The sequence below is a fragment of the Pseudomonas sp. Irchel 3A5 genome (genome assembly GCF_900187575.1).
In the GTDB taxonomy this organism is placed as follows: Bacteria; Pseudomonadota; Gammaproteobacteria; order Pseudomonadales; family Pseudomonadaceae; genus Aquipseudomonas; species Aquipseudomonas folii.
Map to the genome: position 1 here is coordinate 12,763 of NZ_FYDU01000003.1, position 15,909 is coordinate 28,671.

A 15,909-nucleotide genomic window follows, 5' to 3' on the forward strand; every position below is an offset into this window, starting at 1 on the left:
TCTTCGTATAAATCTATTTCCGCTTTTTTATTCAACTATGAATTTAATTGATGCAATCACCCACAGCCCGCCCTTGCTGGGGCGATGGGTAACACTCGGGAGACACTGTGTCCTGACACAGCGCAGTCACGCAGCAAACACTATCCCTGTAGGAGCGCACGAGCATCGCGAGGCCGCGAGCCGTGCATCAGACAACGCGCCATCGCGCAGCAAACACTATCCCTTGTAGGAGCGCACGAGCACCGCGAGGCCGCGATAGCGGTGCATCAGACAACACGCTATCGCACAGCAAACACTGTTTCTGTAGGAGCGCACGAGCAACGCGAGGCCGCGATAGCGGTGCATCAGACAAGACGCTATCGCACAGCAAACACTATCCCTGTAGGAGCGCACGAGCACCGCGAGGCCGCGATAGCGGTGCATCAGACAACACGCCATCGCTGCCTCGCGATGCTCGTGAGCTTCTACAGAAAAGCATCCCAGATCAGGTCATTGCATTTTTGTTTGATAGTAGAAGGGTCAGGTCAGATCGGAATGATCGGTGAAAAGGCCTGAGCCTTCGCGCTTAAGCAGGTCGACGACGTAAGCGGTGGGTGGCGAGATATAGGCTTCGCGGCGCATAACCAGACCGAAGCTGCGCTTCATGGTGGTTTCCGGCAATTGTACCTCACGCAAGGTAGCGCCAATCTTGCCCACGCCCAGGTTGTGCCTGGAAATGAAGCTCAACAGAGGCGTGTGAGCGATCAGCCGCGGCATCATGTTGATGGAGTTGGTCTGTATCTGAATCTGCGGCGTATCCAATTGATGGTTGAAAAAAGCATTGTCCAGCCAACGCCGCGTAGCCACCGTGGGTGCCGCCAGCACCCAGCGCCAGTCACACAGACCGGCCATGGTGATCGGCCCCTCGAACAACACATGGTCCGCGCTGGCGACCACCACAACTTCATCCTGCAACAGGGCAAAGGTTTCGAATTGCGAAACATCGACCGCCGACAACGGGCAAATCAGCAAATCCAGCTGCCCCGTCCGCAGCGAGTTCAGCAGGATATCGTTCTGGCCGGTGACCAGCTCCAGGGTCAAGTCCGGGGCCGTTTCCAGCAATAACGACACCAGACTTGGCAGCAGGTATTCAGCCGCTGTGGGCCCACAGCCCAGACGAACATTTCCCACGGTACCTTTGGCGAAGTCCTGAATTTCCCGACGGGTTTCCTGAACGCCCTGACGCAGATGACGCGCACGCATCAGCAGCAGTTCACCTGCGGGTGTGAGGCGCATGCGCCGTCCCTCACGAAAAAACAACGCCGTGCCGAGTGTCTCTTCCAGTCGTTGAATGCTTTTTGACAGTGCAGGCTGGGTGCGATGCAGCTTTTCACCCGCGCGCCCCAGATTGCCTTGATCAGCGATGGTTTCGAAGTAATAAAGGTCGCGTAAATCCATTCGTACACATCCACATGACGTTGGCTATTGCTCTGCCAAGATTGCACATCTCGTCATGATGGCCGATGCGATGTGAATTCCCAACCCGAGTTGAGTCGGTGCGAAATCCCAATCGGCCTTCGTCTGTCTGGGCTGTAGAGCTGCCAGGCCGGATGGGATATAAAGCGCCTGCCGCTCAGTCGGGCAGAGAGAACCTTATTCTAGTCAAGGCACCGTTGCTGTTCTCACGAGTGACAGTTGCCTTACACCGGGACGCGAGCGCATCGACCAGCCCTAACCCACGCAAGCGTGACCCCTTTGTGGGTTGATTTCCCACCTGGCGTTGCTCGAAGCCAACCCCGTGATCGGCAATGACAATCTCCACCTCGCGATCTGCCTCTTTGCGAATCGAGAGTTCGACAGGTGAGGTACGAGAAGACCCGTGTTTTACGGTATTGGTCATCAGCTCGTTTACGATCAGGCCAATGTCAGAAGCGAATTGCATCGTCACATGCACTGACTTCACATCGACCTCCAAAGCCGTTGCGTCGCCTGTTTCCGCCGTCAACGCGGCGCGTGCCAGATTCGGCAGATAAACAGCCAGATCAATTTTCCCCGTCACAGCCTTATGCAATTCAGCCTGAATAACACCAACGCCTTGCACACGATTCATGGCGTCCCGCATCAGCGCCTTTGCTTCCTCGCCCTCGGCTTTTAGAAGGGATAACTGCATAAAAGAAATAATCAGCTGCAGATTATTTTTAACCCGATGATTCAGTTCTGCGAGAAGCACCTTCTGGTACGCCTCCATTTCCTTTTCATCGGTAATGTCGATGCAGGTTCCGAAAAAACCTGAAAACTCGCCCTCGCGAAAATACGGCCTGCCGTTATTCAGGAACCAGCGATAAACACCATCATGGCGGCGCATTCGGTAACGCATGCTGAAAACCTCACGCACCGCGAAAGCATTGGTGAACACAAGTTGGCAGAGTGCTTGATCCTCAGGATGAACATCCTGAAGCCATCCTGAGCCGTAGAGTTCCTCCAGACTTCTTCCACTGAATTCACGCCATGGCTTGTTAAACCAGTCACATAGCTGATCAGTTTTAGAGCGCCAGATCATTACAGGCGCGTTGTCTGCCAGTTCTTCGAAATCAATTCCGGCGAGCTCTGGAGATTCATCATTCATCGCTAAGCCTTCAGAGGCCCGGGGCGCTCATGGAAGATTTTCAAAGCACCAGGATTCGGGATATTCGAGGGCTTGCCTGCCAGCCAAAACCCGGCAATCAACGCAGCATTGGTCAGATCATCAAGACTGTAGGGCTTACTTAAAACGCCAATTGACTCAGCCCCCCGCTCGCTGGCGGCGACAATCTGTCCGGTCACAAAAAGAGAAAAAATGCCGTGCTGTATACGTAAAAAATTAGCGACATCAATGCCCTCTTCGTTTCCGGAGAGATTGATATCAACAAAAGCAACGTCTACAGGGAAATCCTTGGCAAGCCTCAACGCTTCGATTTCGTCATAAGCGGGTCCAACGATCTCATGACCCTCTTCTTCAAGCGCTTCAGCGTTCAGCAACGCCAGTATGGGGTCATCCTCAACAATCAAAATCCGCATAGTTTTCCTGAAAACGCTAACAGGTGAATGAAATACACCTCGTTAACTAAGTGACCCCTATGAAAATAGACAGTTTCATTGAGTATCACCGGCGTTCACGGATTAGCTCAGGGTTGAGGATCTGGGGACTTTACCACGGTGGCAGTTTATATATCGGGCGATGGAAGAATGGCGGCGCTAAATGCGCAGGGAGACTGAGAAAGGCGGAAAATTTTACTTATATTCATATGCTCGAAACATCCAAAAGCATAGGTATCGACATCAATTACACTCAAACGATTATCTTCACCATTATTTATCCAAGCGCTTCATGGCCTTCAACACGGCGTGTCCTGGCAGCGTTACTGAATGACGCTCTATCTGAAAAAACGAAAGTAACTGGATAGACGGCTTTCTGGACGATTGGCGTTGGCCGGAGGGCCAATACATTTGCCAGTTATCCTTCTCCGGAATTGATGTCCTTCCGGCCAAAGCCGCTCCTGCGGGTCTCTGTTTGCTGCGCGACGCCGGGATGTGAAACGCCCTCTTTTAACCGGGCTCGAACACCGATCATGAATTGCGCGCTGCAGCCTGCGACGCGCAAGCCATGTCGGCTGCCCTGATACTTACTTCTTCAACTTGCGCGATAGAAATTCACGAATGTAGCCGGCCACTTCTGGCGCATGGGTTTCCAGCGTGAAATGGCCAGCATCCAGCAAATGCACTTCTGCATCCGGGATATCTTTACGGTACGCCTCGGCCCCCGGCGGAATGAATGCAGGGTCGTGCTTGCCCCATACGGCCAGCAACGGCGGTTGGTGTTTGCGCAAATACGCCTGAAATGCCGGGTAAGCGGCCACATTAGTGCGGTAGTCAAGAATCAGGTCCAGCTGGATTTCTTCTGCACCAGGCCGCGCCATGTACAGAATGTCGAGGTTGTAGCCGTCCGGCGAAAGCTTCTGCGGATCGGCTCCGGTGCCGTATTGCCAGTCACGAATCGTCTCCGGCGACAACGAAGGACGGCAGGCTTCGCGATTGGCCGCGGAAGGATCACGCCAGTAGGCTTGCCACGGATCCCACTGATCGCTGAAACCTTCCAGATAGGCATTGCCGTTCTGGCTGATGATTGCGGTCACCTTCTCCGGGTTTGCGGCGGCAAGACGCAAGCCGGTTGGCGCGCCGTAGTCGAAGATGTACAGCGCGTATCTCTTCAGGCCCAGCGCCTCGGTGAAACCCTCGACCACCTTGTATAAGTTTTCAAAGGTGTAATCGAACTGCCCGCGCGGCGGCGCTTTGGTGTTACCGAAACCCGGTAAATCCGGGGCGATGAGGCGGTACTGGTTTGCCAGCAAGGGCATCAGGTCGCGGAACATGTGGCTGGCGCTCGGGAAGCCGTGCAACAGCAAAAGTACCGGGGCGTCCTTGGGACCGACTTCGCGATAGAAGACCTCCACCTCGCCGACCTTCTGGGTATGAAACGTAACGCGGAATGCATCATCGAGTGCCATAACGTTTTCCTTGGTTGCAGGTGCCTTGGAGGAGGAAGGGGCAGCGCTCGCGAATGACGCGCCCAGCGCCGCGGCAGCGCCGACAGCAGATGCCTGTAAGACCTTGCGCCGACTGACGCCATTTGCATCACGGGCTTCGGCGAATGGATCGGACTTGCTCATGGTAAGAACCCGGTTTGAATGAACAGGTAGCCATGCTATTCGTTGCTTCTTCTGCAGAGAATTACCATCTAACTCAATTCACCATTTCTATTCCTGCAATGCTGCTAGCATTCCAGACACGCTACCTCATGCTACGAGTGAAACATGGATCGAATTCAGGAAATGACGCTCTTCGCCGCACTGGCCGAGCAAACCAGCTTCGCCGGGGTTGCCCGACACTTTGGTTTGTCCACCGCGACAGTCACGCGGGCCGTGGCCAGCCTGGAGACGCGGCTGGGGATTCTGCTGGTGGTGCGCACTACGCGAAACATGCGTCTAACTGAAGCCGGGCAACGCTTTGCCATTGATTGCCGACGTTTACTCGCCGACCTGGATGAGGCTGAAAACGCTGCGGGTGGCCTGCATACCCTTCCCGGCGGATTGCTGACGGTGACAGCGCCTCAGATGTTCGGTGCGCTGCACGTTACACCGCTGCTGACCCGTTTTCTCAGCCAGTACCCGTCTGTGGAGATCCGCGCAATTCTGGTTGATCGGGTGGTGTCCATGCTGGATGAAGGCATTGACGTTGCCGTGCGCATCGGTGCCCTGCCCGACTCAACATTGACGGCAATCCCGGTGGGCAGCGTACGCCGCATGGTCTGCGCCTCCCCCGCCTACCTGGCAGAACACGGCACCCCGCAGCACCCGGACGATTTACGCCAACACTCGACCATCTCGACATCCGCCTCAGAACGCCCACCTCAATGGGCCTTCCGGGTCGACGGGCGAGACTACACCGTAGATGTCGCTTCGCGGCTCAGCCTGACATCGTTCCAGGCTGCAATCGGCGCGGCCTTGCAGGATTGGGGGCTGACTCAAGTGCCGTATTACCAGATACGCGAACACCTGCGGGACGAGAGACTCAAGTGCGTGCTGCAAGGGTTCGAGATCGAGCCCGAGCCGGTACATGTGGTGTATCTGGAGGGCCGTCGTGGTTCCTCGAAGGTACGTTCGTTTGTGGATTTCTGTGTGGAAGGATTGAGAAAGGATCTGCGGTTTGAGGCGGGGATTGCTTGAAGGTGACGCTTTCAAACATCAAATCAGTCATGACCCTCAAATGCATTGCCTGTAGGAGCTCACCGAGGTTACGAGGCCAGCGATGGCAGTTTATCTGACACTCCGCCATCGCTGGCCTCGTAACCTCGGTGAGCTCCTACAGTTGCGCCTCAACTCATTTAATTATGTTTTTAGCGAACAAGCGATTTTCATGGGCCGACTGATCAGTCGTGCGACTTTGACAAACAGATGGCCAGTGGGACCGGATTCATTCGGGAAGGCGGAATGCCTGGCGATGAAAATATCATGGCTGTACCGGTCACTTCTTCTGAGGCTACGCCGACCCAGCGACTAGGCTAGACGAAACCACAATGTCCTTTTTTCTAGAGGTCGTTTCGTAACGCTATCCTGGAGCACTGATCATGACCGACACCCAACCCCTGACCATCGCTGTATTACTGGGCTCCGTGCGCAGTGACCGCCAAGGCATCAAAGCCGCTCGCCTGCTCTTGAACGCCCTTGAGGAGCGCGGCCACGAAGCGGTACTCGTCGACCCCATGGTGACGCGCCTCCCCCTGCTGGACCGCATGTACAAGGAATATCCAGCCGGGCAAGCGCCAGCAGAACTGGAACAACTCGCCACTCTCTATCGCCGCGCCGATGGATTTCTGCTGGTCAGCGCCGAATACAACCACGGCGTCCCACCAGCATTGAAAAACCTGCTCGACCATTTTCTGGAGGAGTACTTCTGGCGGCCGTCGGCGATCACCTGTTACTCAGCAGGAGGTTTTGGCGGCGTGCGGGCGGCGATGCAACTGCGCATGATCGTGGGAGAACTGGGTATGCCGAGCATCCCCAGCCTGTTTTCCATCCCCCGCATCGGCGATGCCCTGGCAGATAACGGACAGCCTACGGAGCCCCGCACGCTGAAACAGATGAACCGGTTTCTCGACGAGTTCGAATGGTATGCGCGGGCGTTGAAGAATCAACGGGCGAAGGGGACGCCGTATTGAAAGTGCGTCTATTGGGAGGGATCGTGCGGTTGAATCGCAGTGGATCTTAAACTTCGCTATCGTTTTCCTCAGATAGCTGATGGCAAAACTGGGCTAGCCGAAGCATAAGGGTATCACCCGAGATGAGCTTGCCTTGTTCCTTGTCCCGAGATGCCAAGGCCATGAGCTTGACCAACGCGATGGCTTCATCTCGGTGCTTACGCGCTGCGCAGGACTCAATCACATAGACTGGAATGCCATGTTTCGTCACTACGATTGGCTCGGAAACGTCCAGCGTCGCCGCGTTTTTCCTCAGAGAGCTGATGGTTTCAAACCGCATGCGTAAGTACAGCCCTGAATTCATAAAATCTAACTTGAAATTAATCTCTGTAGGAACACGCCCCGTGCCCCTGATACAGCGCTGTCGCGCAGCAAACTCGGTTCATGTGGGAGCGGTGCTTGCCCGCGATAAAGGCGACGCGGTCTGAAGAGTACACCGAGGTATTCTTATAGCGCGCAAGCACCACACAAAAAACCGAGTTTATTCAGTGAGTAATAGGTTATTTGATGAAAGTGAGCCTAGGTTAAACACCAAAAAAACCAACATGCAGTACATATCTAAAGCCATCCAAAAAACGCCCGATGCTAGCGTGATTCCTCATTCACGCTAGTCAGGATTCACCGATGTACCCTATCGATTACAACAGTTACAGATCCACCAAAAGCTTCAATCACCGCACCCGTTTTCTGGTGATGCACTACACGGCCTGTAACTTCCAACAATCAGTCGCCGCGCTCACCGGCCCTTCGGTCAGCTCGCACTATCTCGTCCCCGACCCGAGCGATAAAACCTACACCGACGCGGGCTTCTCCGACATGCGCATCTTCAACCTCGTCGATGAAAGCGAACGCGCCTGGCATGCAGGCGTCAGCGGATGGGCGAAGCGTTACAACCTGAACGACACAGCCATTGGGGTAGAAATCGTTTATTTGGCTACCGAAGACAAAGGCGTTTTCACCTTCCCGCCCTATAACCCCACGCAAATAGACGCAGTCAAAGAGCTGGCAAAGAACATTCTCCAGCGTTACCCCGATATCACGCCGGTTAACGTCGTCGGCCACAGCGATATCTCCATCGGCCGTAAAAGCGATCCCGGTGCCGCCTTCCCCTGGAAAGCACTTCACGATGCCGGTATCGGCGCGTGGTATGACGAAGCAACCAAACAGAACTATCAGGCACAGTTCAGCACCGCCCTGCCAGCCAAAGCCGAAATGATCGCGAAACTAGGCCGTTACGGGTATGACCCAACCGCTGCGATGACAGACAGCGGGTACAAGAACCTGATCCGTGCATTCCAGCTGCATTTCCGCCCGCAAAAATATGACGGCGTGGTTGATGCTGAAACGGCGGCGGCGCTGTATGCGTTGGTGGACAGGTATTTTCCGAAGAAGGTGACGAAGCAGATGTATGTCTGAAGCGATTGAGGTTTAAACAGATTCGCAGACGACGCAGCACGATATTCAGGAAACCCTGAACGCTGATCAAAAACCGGGTTTTTTTTACAGATACCCGCCAGAGCTGACGAGTTAAAAGATAGGTGGTAACCCCACCAGCCACACCCCGGCACACAATGTTCCCGCTGTGGCTGCTTCCTTCCGGATCTGACCAGGTTCACGGGTAATCGTTGCGGGGGGACCGATGGGGTCACCATAACGACACTCACCTGTCGGCGAGCCGCGCCATTGTACCGGTCTTGAGCGAAGTTACAACCCGTAATGCCGGATAAAAATTCGATAGGGCTCAAGCACTTGTGTGACGGGGGTTGGATGGGTTGCAGCGCTTGGGATCGGGGCTTATAGTCGCGCCGTCGCTGTAAATCAGCGATCGGGTGTGGAAGCCCGGATTGGTTATAGGAACGCAAAGCTCATACCAGCAATCGGAGACAGTACTGTCTGCGACTGTTGTGTTATGGCGGCTGTGCGCTGGGGCACTTTCGGGTGCGCCGGGTTCCTATGACCGGTCTTCCACACCCGCGCACAGCTGCCACCCACTCATGTGGAAGTGAGTATTTGGCGGCTCCCATTCGCATAGGAGCTTCAAACATGTTCAAAATAACGCCAAATCCCCCTGCCCCATCCGTTCCCGGAGGTGCAGCATGAATCGCTTCGTTCCGCTCAAAAGCAACAACACCGACAGCCCGGTGATGCACATCGACAGCCACGCACCACTGGATTTTCTGTTTGCCAGTGCTGACCGGCGTATTCGCATGGCGCGCTATCTGCTGGAAACGCTGGACGGTGCCGATGAGTGCGATGTGCGTTGCATCGCCAATGCCGCGCTGATGTTGCTGAGCGATGGTTGCGATGCACTCACGGTTGTCGAGAAGCAGATATTTAGCCCGCCCTCTCCATGCACTTCTGTCAGACACTGAGCCATACTGCGCACCGCCTACTTTCCTTGTCAGACGGTGCGATTTAGCAGTGATGAATACGCAAGTTGTGAGCTACGAAACCCTCAACGAAACACAGCGCCAACAGCTGGATGCGCTGGAGATTCTGCCGGAGCAGCTGCCGTTTTCCGGAGATATTTATTGTGCGCTGAACACGTTGCTGGTCCGCCCGACCCCGGATATTCAAGGGGTGGCGCTGTTGATGGATGAGAAGCCGGTGGGTTTCTTACTGCTCAAGCGTGGGGAGTTTCTGCCGCACTGGGCGGTGGAAGGTTCAGCGACGCTGCATGCGCTGCAGATTGATCACCGGGTTCAGGGCAAGGGCCTGGGCAAAGTGTTTTTGCAGGGATTGCCGGAAGTGGCGCGCGCGACGTGGCCGGATATCGGACAGCTGATGTTGTCGGTGGATGCGGATAATCTGGCGGCTCGGAATCTGTATGTCGGCCAGGGCTGGGTGGATACCGGCGAGGCGTATAAAGGTCGGATCGGGTATGAGCGGCGGTTGGTGCTGGACCTGTAGACATAGGTCACCTGTGGGAGATTCTATATTCGCCCGCAAGCCGACGTGGGACCGGCTTTAGCCGGGAAGGCTGTATTTCTGACGATGAAGATGTATTGAATTTACAGGCCCCTTCCCGGCTAAAGCCGGTCCCACGTCATCAGTGATTCCTATGGGAGAGAATTCATTCGCGAAAGCGGCGTGTCAGATATCGGTGTAATTCTGGCCGGGCCCCTTCGCGAATGAATTCGCTCACATATACCGCGCTATTCCGTAGGACCGGCTTTAGCCGGGAGGACGTCGGGACATTCGCTAAATACCCTTCGGTAGAAATACCGCTCTCCCGGCTAAAGCCGGTCCTACAAGATCATGCTTGCAGGTGAACATAGAATCTCCCACACAGAACAGGCGTACAGCCAGTACCACTGCGCCGTCAGACCTATAGGATTTAAAAGAACCCTATAGGTCAATGAGGTTCTTAGAGCCCCAACTCAGCCACAACCGCTTCCAGGGCCTTGGCCGGGTCTGCCGCCTGGCTGATCGGGCGGCCGATGACGAGGTAGTCGGAACCTGCGTCCAGCGCCTGGCGAGGGGTCAGGATGCGGCGTTGGTCGTCCTGGGCACTGCCGCTCGGGCGGATGCCCGGGGTGACCAATTGCAGCGCCGGATGCGCAGATTTCAGCGCCTGGGCTTCCAGTGCTGAACACACCAGACCGTCCATGCCAGCCTTTTCAGCCAGTGCAGCCAGACGCAGCACTTGTACCTGCGGGTCGACGTCCAGGCCGATACCGGCCAGGTCTTCGCGCTCCATGCTGGTCAGTACGGTCACGCCGATCAGCAGCGGTTGCGGGCCGGTGCGCTGGTCGAGCACTTCACGGCAGGCCGCCATCATGCGCAGGCCACCCGAGCAATGCACGTTGACCATCCACACGCCCATCTCGGCCGCTGCTTTGACGGCCATGGCGGTGGTGTTGGGGATGTCGTGGAATTTGAGGTCCAGGAATACTTCAAAACCCTTGTCGCGCAGGGTTTCGACGATGTCCGAAGCGCAACTGGTAAACAGCTCTTTGCCGACTTTGACGCGGCACAGCTTGGGGTCCAGCTGATCAGCCAGTTTCAAAGCGGCGTCACGGGTCGGGAAATCCAGGGCGACGATGACAGGAGTCTGGCAGACGGACATGAGCGGGTTCTCTGGTAGGTCGAAATCGGCGCGCATTGTATCCGAACCTTACCGCAGACGGTAATCGAACCGCCCAACTGAATCGATTCTCCCCAATGAATACGCCCTAAAGCGGACATCACCCTGCACGCCCCGCACCAAAGCTGCACCCTCTTGGAGCGCGCAAACGAGAACCGTTCTGCAAACGACGCGTTTGGGACCAATACGACTATGGTTCAGTGAGTGGCATGGCGACTGCAACAGGATGTTTCGATGATTCTACAGACTTCAGGGAGCAATGCATGAACACTCAACTCAAGCCCACGCTGGGCACACTCCATTTATGGGGGATCGCGGTCGGGCTGGTGATCTCCGGTGAATACTTCGGCTGGAGTTATGGCTGGGGTGTTGCCGGGACTTTAGGCTTCCTGGTGACTTCGCTGATGGTCGCATTGATGTACACCTGCTTCATCTTCAGCTTCACCGAACTGACCACTGCCATCCCACACGCGGGCGGACCATTTGCCTACAGCCGTCGGGCTTTCGGGGAAAAAGGCGGACTGGTTGCAGGGCTCGCAACCTTGATCGAATTCGTGTTTGCGCCACCGGCGATTGCGATGGCCATTGGTGCGTATCTGAACGTGCAGTTTCCGGGGCTTGATCCGAAGCTGGCGGCAGTCGGTGCTTACATCGTGTTCATGACCCTGAATATCCTGGGTGTGAAACTGGCGGCGACCTTTGAACTGGTAGTCTGCATCCTGGCCGTGGCTGAGTTGCTGGTGTTCATGGGCGTGGTTGCTCCAGCGTTCAGCTTCAGCAATTTTGCGCTTAATGGTTGGGCCGGCTCCGACACCTTTGGTGCTCCGGCCATTGCCGGTATGTTCGCGGCCATTCCGTTCGCGATCTGGTTCTTCCTGGCCATCGAAGGCGCGGCCATGGCAGCTGAAGAAGCCAAAGACCCGAAGCGCACCATTCCAAAAGCGTATGTCAGCGGCATTCTGACCCTGGTATTTCTGGCCATGGGCGTGATGCTGTTCGCTGGCGGCGTGGGCGATTGGCGCACCCTGTCAAACATCAACGATCCGCTGCCACAGGCGATGAAAACTGTGGTCGGGGAAAACTCCAGCTGGTTGCACATGCTGGTGTGGATCGGTCTGTTTGGTCTGGTGGCGAGCTTCCACGGCATCATCATGGGGTACTCGCGGCAGTTCTTCGCACTGGCTCGCGCCGGTTACCTGCCCTCCTCGCTGGCCAAACTGTCGCGCTTCCAGACGCCACACCGCGCCATCATTGCCGGTGGCGTCATCGGTATTGCTGCGATTTACAGCGACGGCCTGATCAACCTCGGCGGCATGAGTCTGACGGCAGCGATGATCACTATGGCAGTATTCGGTGCCATCGTGATGTACATCATGAGCATGCTCAGCCTGTTCAAACTGCGTAAAACCGAACCGTCGCTGGAGCGCACCTTCCGTGCGCCGGGCTATCCAGTCGTGCCGGGCATCGCCTTGGCGCTGGCGGTGGTATGCCTGATTGCGATGGCGTGGTTCAACGCGCTGATCGGCCTGATCTTCCTCGGTTTCATGATCGTGGGCTTCATCTATTTCAGCCTGACGGCGCAATCACGTGCTGACGCGCCAGCCGATGCGATGCTGACCGGGCTTTAAATAGCGGCACATAACAGGGCGCGGGACTAGACTTGAACCATTGAGCAGCGCTGCTGCTCAAACGGTTACATAAAAAGGAGAGCCCTATGCCCTGGTATGCCTGGTTAATTCTGCTGGTAGCAATTGGTTCGATCGTGGGCGGTTTGATGGTTTTGCGCCAGTCCGCGCAAAAGCTGCCACTGAGCGACGAGCAGCTCAAGCGTGTCCACGAGCGCAACGCCGAGATGGATGCCAAAGAGGCCAAGGATCGCTAAGAACAAAGACGGTGCCTTGAGCATCGTCTTTTCATTTAGCGTGCTACACGACTCTGCTCATCTGCCACCGCCCGGTGGCTGATCAGCGGGAGGACGGCAATTCGATACGGCTGGAAAATCTTCAGCATCTGCCCGTTGTCCCTCAACGCTTGCAGCAACTGTTCGAACTGCGCGCCGCTGATGGGTGCTTTGGGACGCAGCAAGGCAAAATGCTTATACGTCTGGTCGACCCGCTCCGAAACCAGCAACTGCGATGCTTCCGCTCGGTTACGCGCCATGAAATCACTCAGGTACGAACGCGTCACCAGCGCAATGTCGGCACGGTCGCGCATCACCATCAGCAAGTTACTGTCGTGGGAATAGGTCAGCGTGGTCTCGAAGTGTTCGCTCAGGTATTTCGGGTCGGCGTTGAACTGCGCAAATGCATAGTGATAGCCGCTGAACAAGGCCAGACGCTTGCCATGCAAATCATCGAAATAGCTTTGGTCGCGACCTGTCACCTTGCGTGCGACAAAGATTTCCGCGTCTTCGAGTTTCATATCGACGGCTTGGTGGGGGATCGTCTGCCAATCCCATTCAGGATTTTCAAAGATCGCCATATCAACGCGGCCCTGCTCGAAATCACGAAAACGACGCGGAATTGAAGTCGGCACCAGCACGAACTCATAGTCATGCTGGACAGCATTCAGGGCAGCCACGAGTTCAGGCAGCAAGCCGGTGTCTGCGCCTTTTTCAGGCCGGATGGTGTAGGGCGGAAAATGCGCAGCACCGATTTTTACTACTTGCGCAGCACTCACCGGCATAGCCAGCAGTGTTGCCACGGCCACTAACAAGGCTCGCGACGCTAACCGCACAGACAAAAACTCCAAGACTGCGCACCCCTGAAATTGATCAACCCTAGGTGTTTTTTATTGTTAAAACAATGAGCAAATAGTCCAACACAGTGTTAATTATCGCTAAGTGCCATCATTAAAGCTTCATCGGCCAATTGGTCCAGCGTCATACTGCCTTCTGGCTTGAACCATGTCGTGGTCCAGGACAGAGCGCCCATCAGAAAACGCCGGGTGACGAACACGTTGCCTTTGACCAGACCCGCCTCTTTCGCCTCGCCCAGCACTTGCAGCCACAGCTGTTCATAGCGATCACGCAACGCCAGGACGCTCGCCTGCCCTTGCGCTGACAGTGAGCGCCACTCGTAAACCAGCACGGCCATGGCCTCGCCGCTGCCCCCCATGATTGACCGCAACTCGCAGCGAATCAGCGCCAGCACGCGCTCGCGAACGGTGCTGGCCTCGGTCAACGCGGCGCGCATCAATGCAGTGTTGTAGACGATGGTTTCTTCCATCACTGCGCGCAGGATGTCGTCCTTGCTTTTGAAGTGATGGAAGATGCTGCCGGACTGAATGCCCACCGCACTGGCCAGATCACGCACAGTGGTACGTTCATAGCCCTTGTTGCGGAACAGATGCGCGGAGACCTGCAGCAACTTGCCCCGAGCACTGTGCGGATCAGTGAGTTGCCCCGCATCGATCAGTTCGTGCATGACCGATAGCGCTTGCTGCTCGTTCACGGTTTTTCCTCTACTTCAAAACGACACTCAACCATCTGAACGACTACGCGATTCGTGGGGCCGGCTTTAGCCGGGAAGGCGTTATTCTTGACGATACAGCCGTATTGGAGGTACTGGCCTCTTCCCGGCTAAAGCCGGTCCCACGACATCACGCCAATATCGAGATCACATCACACTTGGGACCCTGCGCTGGAATCTGCCCGCACGCACAGCAATCTATGCTCGCCCGCGCAACCAGGCAAGCACTCGGGCGAGAAATAAATACCGTCCCGATACGCATTGCGTGCCATCCGCTCGCGAAGGCTCATGGCACCGATTGGCGGATCAGTTGTCGATCTATGAGTCACGTCGGCCACGCTCATTGGCCGATGACGAATGTTGCTGGAAGTCACGTCGATAGACGTATGCAGTTGAATGTGGCTACGCTTGGTCTGAAATGGATCAACGACTTTGGACAGGAGCTTCAGATGCCGCACTGGTTGGTGATTGATCTGGAAGCCACGACCGAAGAAGGCGGCTGGCCGGTAGCAGAAATGGAGATCATCGAAATCGGGGCGACGCTGGTCAATCAGGACGGGCGCGAACTGGATCATTTCGAGCGTTTCGTACGCCCGGTGCGTCGGCCTCTGCTGACGAACTTCTGCAGGGAGCTGACCCACATCAGCCAAAGCAACATCGACAGCGCCGCGCCGCTGACCACCGTATGGCCCGCGTTCGAGCGCTGGATCAGCCACCATCAGGCGCGGGTCGTGGGCTGGGCGAGCTGGGGTGACTATGATCGCCAGCAGTTGGAGCAGGAATGGCGGCAGCATAACCTTACGAGTTTTCTGAGCACTGTGCCCCACGTGAACCTCAAGCAACGCTTCGCCAAGGAGCGCCAACTGCAGCGGCCCATGGGACTGAACGGGGCCCTGCAACTGGCGGGCATGCAATTCAACGGTCAGCAACACCGGGCGCTGGTTGACGCCCGGAACACCGCTCGCCTGCTGCCGCTGATTCTTCCCAATTGATTGGCACTCGCGTTCTAAAGCGAGTGACGGGTTGAATAGGCTTCGGCATACTGGCCGCCCAATTTTCTAGCCCTTATCGAGGAATCGCCATGTTCAAAGTCAACGAGTACTTCGACGGCACCGTTAAATCCATTGCCTTCGCTCAAGCTGAAGGGCAAGCCACGATTGGCGTGATGGCCGCGGGTGAATACGAGTTCGGTACTGCGCAGCGGGAAATCATGCACGTCATTTCCGGCAGCCTGAGCGTGAAACTGCCAGACAGCACCGACTGGGAAACCTTCGCCACCGGCAGCCAGTTCAACGTCCCTGCCAATAGCAAGTTCCAGCTGAAAGTGGCTGTGGATACTGCTTACCTTTGTGAATACCGCTAAGGCCAGACCAATGCGGCAGCTGTAAGAGGCAATTTGGAGCTGACGCGGTTATTCAAGCACACCGCCTCGCGAACAAGTTCGCTCCTACCGGGCAGCCTCAGGTTCACCGCGTTCGAAGGTAGGAGGCAACTTGTTGCCGAGAGGGCCTGACGCGGTTATTCAGGCACACCACCTCGCGAACAAGTTCGCTCCTACCGGGCAGCGCGGAGCCTCAGGT

17 protein-coding genes and 1 other RNA gene are annotated in these 15,909 nt (G+C 56.1%); 9 read left to right on the forward strand and 9 right to left on the reverse strand.

Going from position 1 to position 15,909, the window contains the following annotated elements; all coding sequences use genetic code 11:
• Nucleotides 1-519 precede the first annotated feature (519 nt).
• From CKW31_RS04950 to CKW31_RS04965, 4 genes are all read right to left on the reverse strand, one after another.
• Entirely contained in the window at nt 520-1,437 is a 918-nt protein-coding gene (locus tag CKW31_RS04950; RefSeq protein ID WP_095093302.1) for a LysR family transcriptional regulator, read from the reverse strand.
• A gap of 175 nt (nt 1,438-1,612) precedes the next feature.
• A complete protein-coding gene (locus tag CKW31_RS04955) occupies nt 1,613-2,605 on the reverse strand; it encodes a sensor histidine kinase (RefSeq protein WP_095093303.1) in 993 nt (330 codons plus the stop codon).
• Nucleotides 2,606-2,607: 2 nt separating this feature from the next.
• The gene (locus tag CKW31_RS04960) at nt 2,608-3,036 is read right to left on the reverse strand and encodes a response regulator (RefSeq protein WP_095093304.1); all 429 of its coding nucleotides are present in this window, start codon (nt 3,034-3,036) and stop codon (nt 2,608-2,610) included.
• Nucleotides 3,037-3,641: 605 nt separating this feature from the next.
• Nucleotides 3,642-4,523: an alpha/beta fold hydrolase gene (locus tag CKW31_RS04965; protein WP_095093609.1), complete on the reverse strand. Its 882-nt coding sequence runs from the start codon at nt 4,521-4,523 to the stop codon at nt 3,642-3,644.
• 306 nt (nt 4,524-4,829) lie between these two features.
• On the opposite strand from CKW31_RS04965, the gene CKW31_RS04970 reads away from it, so the two are divergent.
• Both CKW31_RS04970 and CKW31_RS04975 read left to right on the forward strand, forming a co-directional pair.
• A complete protein-coding gene (locus tag CKW31_RS04970) occupies nt 4,830-5,741 on the forward strand; it encodes a LysR substrate-binding domain-containing protein (RefSeq protein WP_095093305.1) in 912 nt (303 codons plus the stop codon).
• Nucleotides 5,742-6,142: 401 nt separating this feature from the next.
• Nucleotides 6,143-6,733 carry an NADPH-dependent FMN reductase gene (locus CKW31_RS04975; protein WP_095093306.1) on the forward strand — a complete coding sequence of 197 codons (591 nt, stop codon included), beginning with the start codon at nt 6,143-6,145 and terminating at the stop codon, nt 6,731-6,733.
• A 46-nt stretch (nt 6,734-6,779) separates the two neighbouring features.
• On the opposite strand, the gene CKW31_RS04980 is transcribed toward CKW31_RS04975, so the two are convergent.
• Nucleotides 6,780-7,076 (reverse strand): type II toxin-antitoxin system Phd/YefM family antitoxin, encoded by a 297-nt coding sequence (locus CKW31_RS04980; RefSeq protein WP_371856688.1) that lies wholly within the window; start codon nt 7,074-7,076, stop codon nt 6,780-6,782.
• A gap of 320 nt (nt 7,077-7,396) precedes the next feature.
• On the opposite strand from CKW31_RS04980, the gene CKW31_RS04985 reads away from it, so the two are divergent.
• Entirely contained in the window at nt 7,397-8,188 is a 792-nt protein-coding gene (locus tag CKW31_RS04985) for an N-acetylmuramoyl-L-alanine amidase (protein WP_095093307.1), read from the forward strand.
• A gap of 129 nt (nt 8,189-8,317) precedes the next feature.
• Here CKW31_RS04985 and ffs read toward each other — a convergent pair.
• Nucleotides 8,318-8,414: signal recognition particle sRNA small type (gene ffs, locus CKW31_RS04990), an RNA gene on the reverse strand.
• Nucleotides 8,415-8,868: 454 nt separating this feature from the next.
• Here ffs and CKW31_RS04995 point away from each other — a divergent pair.
• Together CKW31_RS04995 and CKW31_RS05000 are read left to right on the forward strand one after the other, a co-directional pair.
• The gene (locus CKW31_RS04995) at nt 8,869-9,144 is read left to right on the forward strand and encodes a hypothetical protein (RefSeq protein ID WP_095093308.1); all 276 of its coding nucleotides are present in this window, start codon (nt 8,869-8,871) and stop codon (nt 9,142-9,144) included.
• A gap of 52 nt (nt 9,145-9,196) precedes the next feature.
• Nucleotides 9,197-9,682: a GNAT family N-acetyltransferase gene (locus CKW31_RS05000; RefSeq protein ID WP_095093309.1), complete on the forward strand. Its 486-nt coding sequence runs from the start codon at nt 9,197-9,199 to the stop codon at nt 9,680-9,682.
• A gap of 457 nt (nt 9,683-10,139) precedes the next feature.
• On the opposite strand, the gene pyrF is transcribed toward CKW31_RS05000, so the two are convergent.
• Nucleotides 10,140-10,841 carry an orotidine-5'-phosphate decarboxylase gene (pyrF, locus tag CKW31_RS05005; protein ID WP_176469786.1) on the reverse strand — a complete coding sequence of 234 codons (702 nt, stop codon included), beginning with the start codon at nt 10,839-10,841 and terminating at the stop codon, nt 10,140-10,142.
• A gap of 281 nt (nt 10,842-11,122) precedes the next feature.
• On the opposite strand from pyrF, the gene eat reads away from it, so the two are divergent.
• Entirely contained in the window at nt 11,123-12,487 is a 1,365-nt protein-coding gene (gene eat / locus CKW31_RS05010) for an ethanolamine permease (protein WP_095093311.1), read from the forward strand.
• An 86-nt stretch (nt 12,488-12,573) separates the two neighbouring features.
• On the forward strand, nt 12,574-12,741 hold the full coding sequence (locus CKW31_RS05015) for a DUF2897 family protein (RefSeq protein ID WP_095093312.1): 168 nt from the start codon (nt 12,574-12,576) through the stop codon (nt 12,739-12,741).
• Between the two features lie 35 nt (nt 12,742-12,776).
• Here the strand turns inward: CKW31_RS05015 and CKW31_RS05020 are convergent, their stop codons facing one another.
• Both CKW31_RS05020 and CKW31_RS05025 read right to left on the reverse strand, forming a co-directional pair.
• Entirely contained in the window at nt 12,777-13,610 is an 834-nt protein-coding gene (locus CKW31_RS05020; RefSeq protein ID WP_256582486.1) for an ABC transporter substrate-binding protein, read from the reverse strand.
• Between the two features lie 77 nt (nt 13,611-13,687).
• Entirely contained in the window at nt 13,688-14,311 is a 624-nt protein-coding gene (locus CKW31_RS05025) for a TetR/AcrR family transcriptional regulator (protein WP_095093313.1), read from the reverse strand.
• A gap of 467 nt (nt 14,312-14,778) precedes the next feature.
• Here CKW31_RS05025 and CKW31_RS05030 point away from each other — a divergent pair, with 467 nt between their 5' ends.
• Both CKW31_RS05030 and CKW31_RS05035 read left to right on the forward strand, forming a co-directional pair.
• Nucleotides 14,779-15,321, forward strand: a complete 543-nt coding sequence (locus CKW31_RS05030) for an exonuclease domain-containing protein (RefSeq protein WP_095093612.1) — start codon at nt 14,779-14,781, stop codon at nt 15,319-15,321.
• An 89-nt stretch (nt 15,322-15,410) separates the two neighbouring features.
• Nucleotides 15,411-15,692, forward strand: a complete 282-nt coding sequence (locus tag CKW31_RS05035) for a pyrimidine/purine nucleoside phosphorylase (RefSeq protein WP_095093314.1) — start codon at nt 15,411-15,413, stop codon at nt 15,690-15,692.
• Nucleotides 15,693-15,909: the final 217 nt, after the last annotated feature.

Bases quoted from the DNA above. Each gene is read 5' to 3' on its own strand.
- CKW31_RS04985 (WP_095093307.1), top strand. From the start codon at position 7,397: ATGTACCCTATCGATTACAACAGTTACAGATCCACCAAAAGCTTCAAT.
- CKW31_RS04965 (WP_095093609.1), bottom strand. From the start codon at position 4,523: ATGGCACTCGATGATGCATTCCGCGTTACGTTTCATACCCAGAAGGTC.
- pyrF (WP_176469786.1), bottom strand. From the start codon at position 10,841: ATGTCCGTCTGCCAGACTCCTGTCATCGTCGCCCTGGATTTCCCGACC.
- CKW31_RS04980 (WP_371856688.1), bottom strand. From the start codon at position 7,076: ATGAATTCAGGGCTGTACTTACGCATGCGGTTTGAAACCATCAGCTCT.
- CKW31_RS04975 (WP_095093306.1), top strand. From the start codon at position 6,143: ATGACCGACACCCAACCCCTGACCATCGCTGTATTACTGGGCTCCGTG.
- CKW31_RS04995 (WP_095093308.1), top strand. From the start codon at position 8,869: ATGAATCGCTTCGTTCCGCTCAAAAGCAACAACACCGACAGCCCGGTG.
- CKW31_RS05035 (WP_095093314.1), top strand. From the start codon at position 15,411: ATGTTCAAAGTCAACGAGTACTTCGACGGCACCGTTAAATCCATTGCC.
- CKW31_RS04950 (WP_095093302.1), bottom strand. From the start codon at position 1,437: ATGGATTTACGCGACCTTTATTACTTCGAAACCATCGCTGATCAAGGC.
- CKW31_RS05000 (WP_095093309.1), top strand. From the start codon at position 9,197: ATGAATACGCAAGTTGTGAGCTACGAAACCCTCAACGAAACACAGCGC.
- CKW31_RS05015 (WP_095093312.1), top strand. From the start codon at position 12,574: ATGCCCTGGTATGCCTGGTTAATTCTGCTGGTAGCAATTGGTTCGATC.
- eat (WP_095093311.1), top strand. From the start codon at position 11,123: ATGAACACTCAACTCAAGCCCACGCTGGGCACACTCCATTTATGGGGG.
- CKW31_RS05030 (WP_095093612.1), top strand. From the start codon at position 14,779: ATGCCGCACTGGTTGGTGATTGATCTGGAAGCCACGACCGAAGAAGGC.
- CKW31_RS04955 (WP_095093303.1), bottom strand. From the start codon at position 2,605: ATGAATGATGAATCTCCAGAGCTCGCCGGAATTGATTTCGAAGAACTG.
- CKW31_RS04960 (WP_095093304.1), bottom strand. From the start codon at position 3,036: ATGCGGATTTTGATTGTTGAGGATGACCCCATACTGGCGTTGCTGAAC.
- CKW31_RS04970 (WP_095093305.1), top strand. From the start codon at position 4,830: ATGGATCGAATTCAGGAAATGACGCTCTTCGCCGCACTGGCCGAGCAA.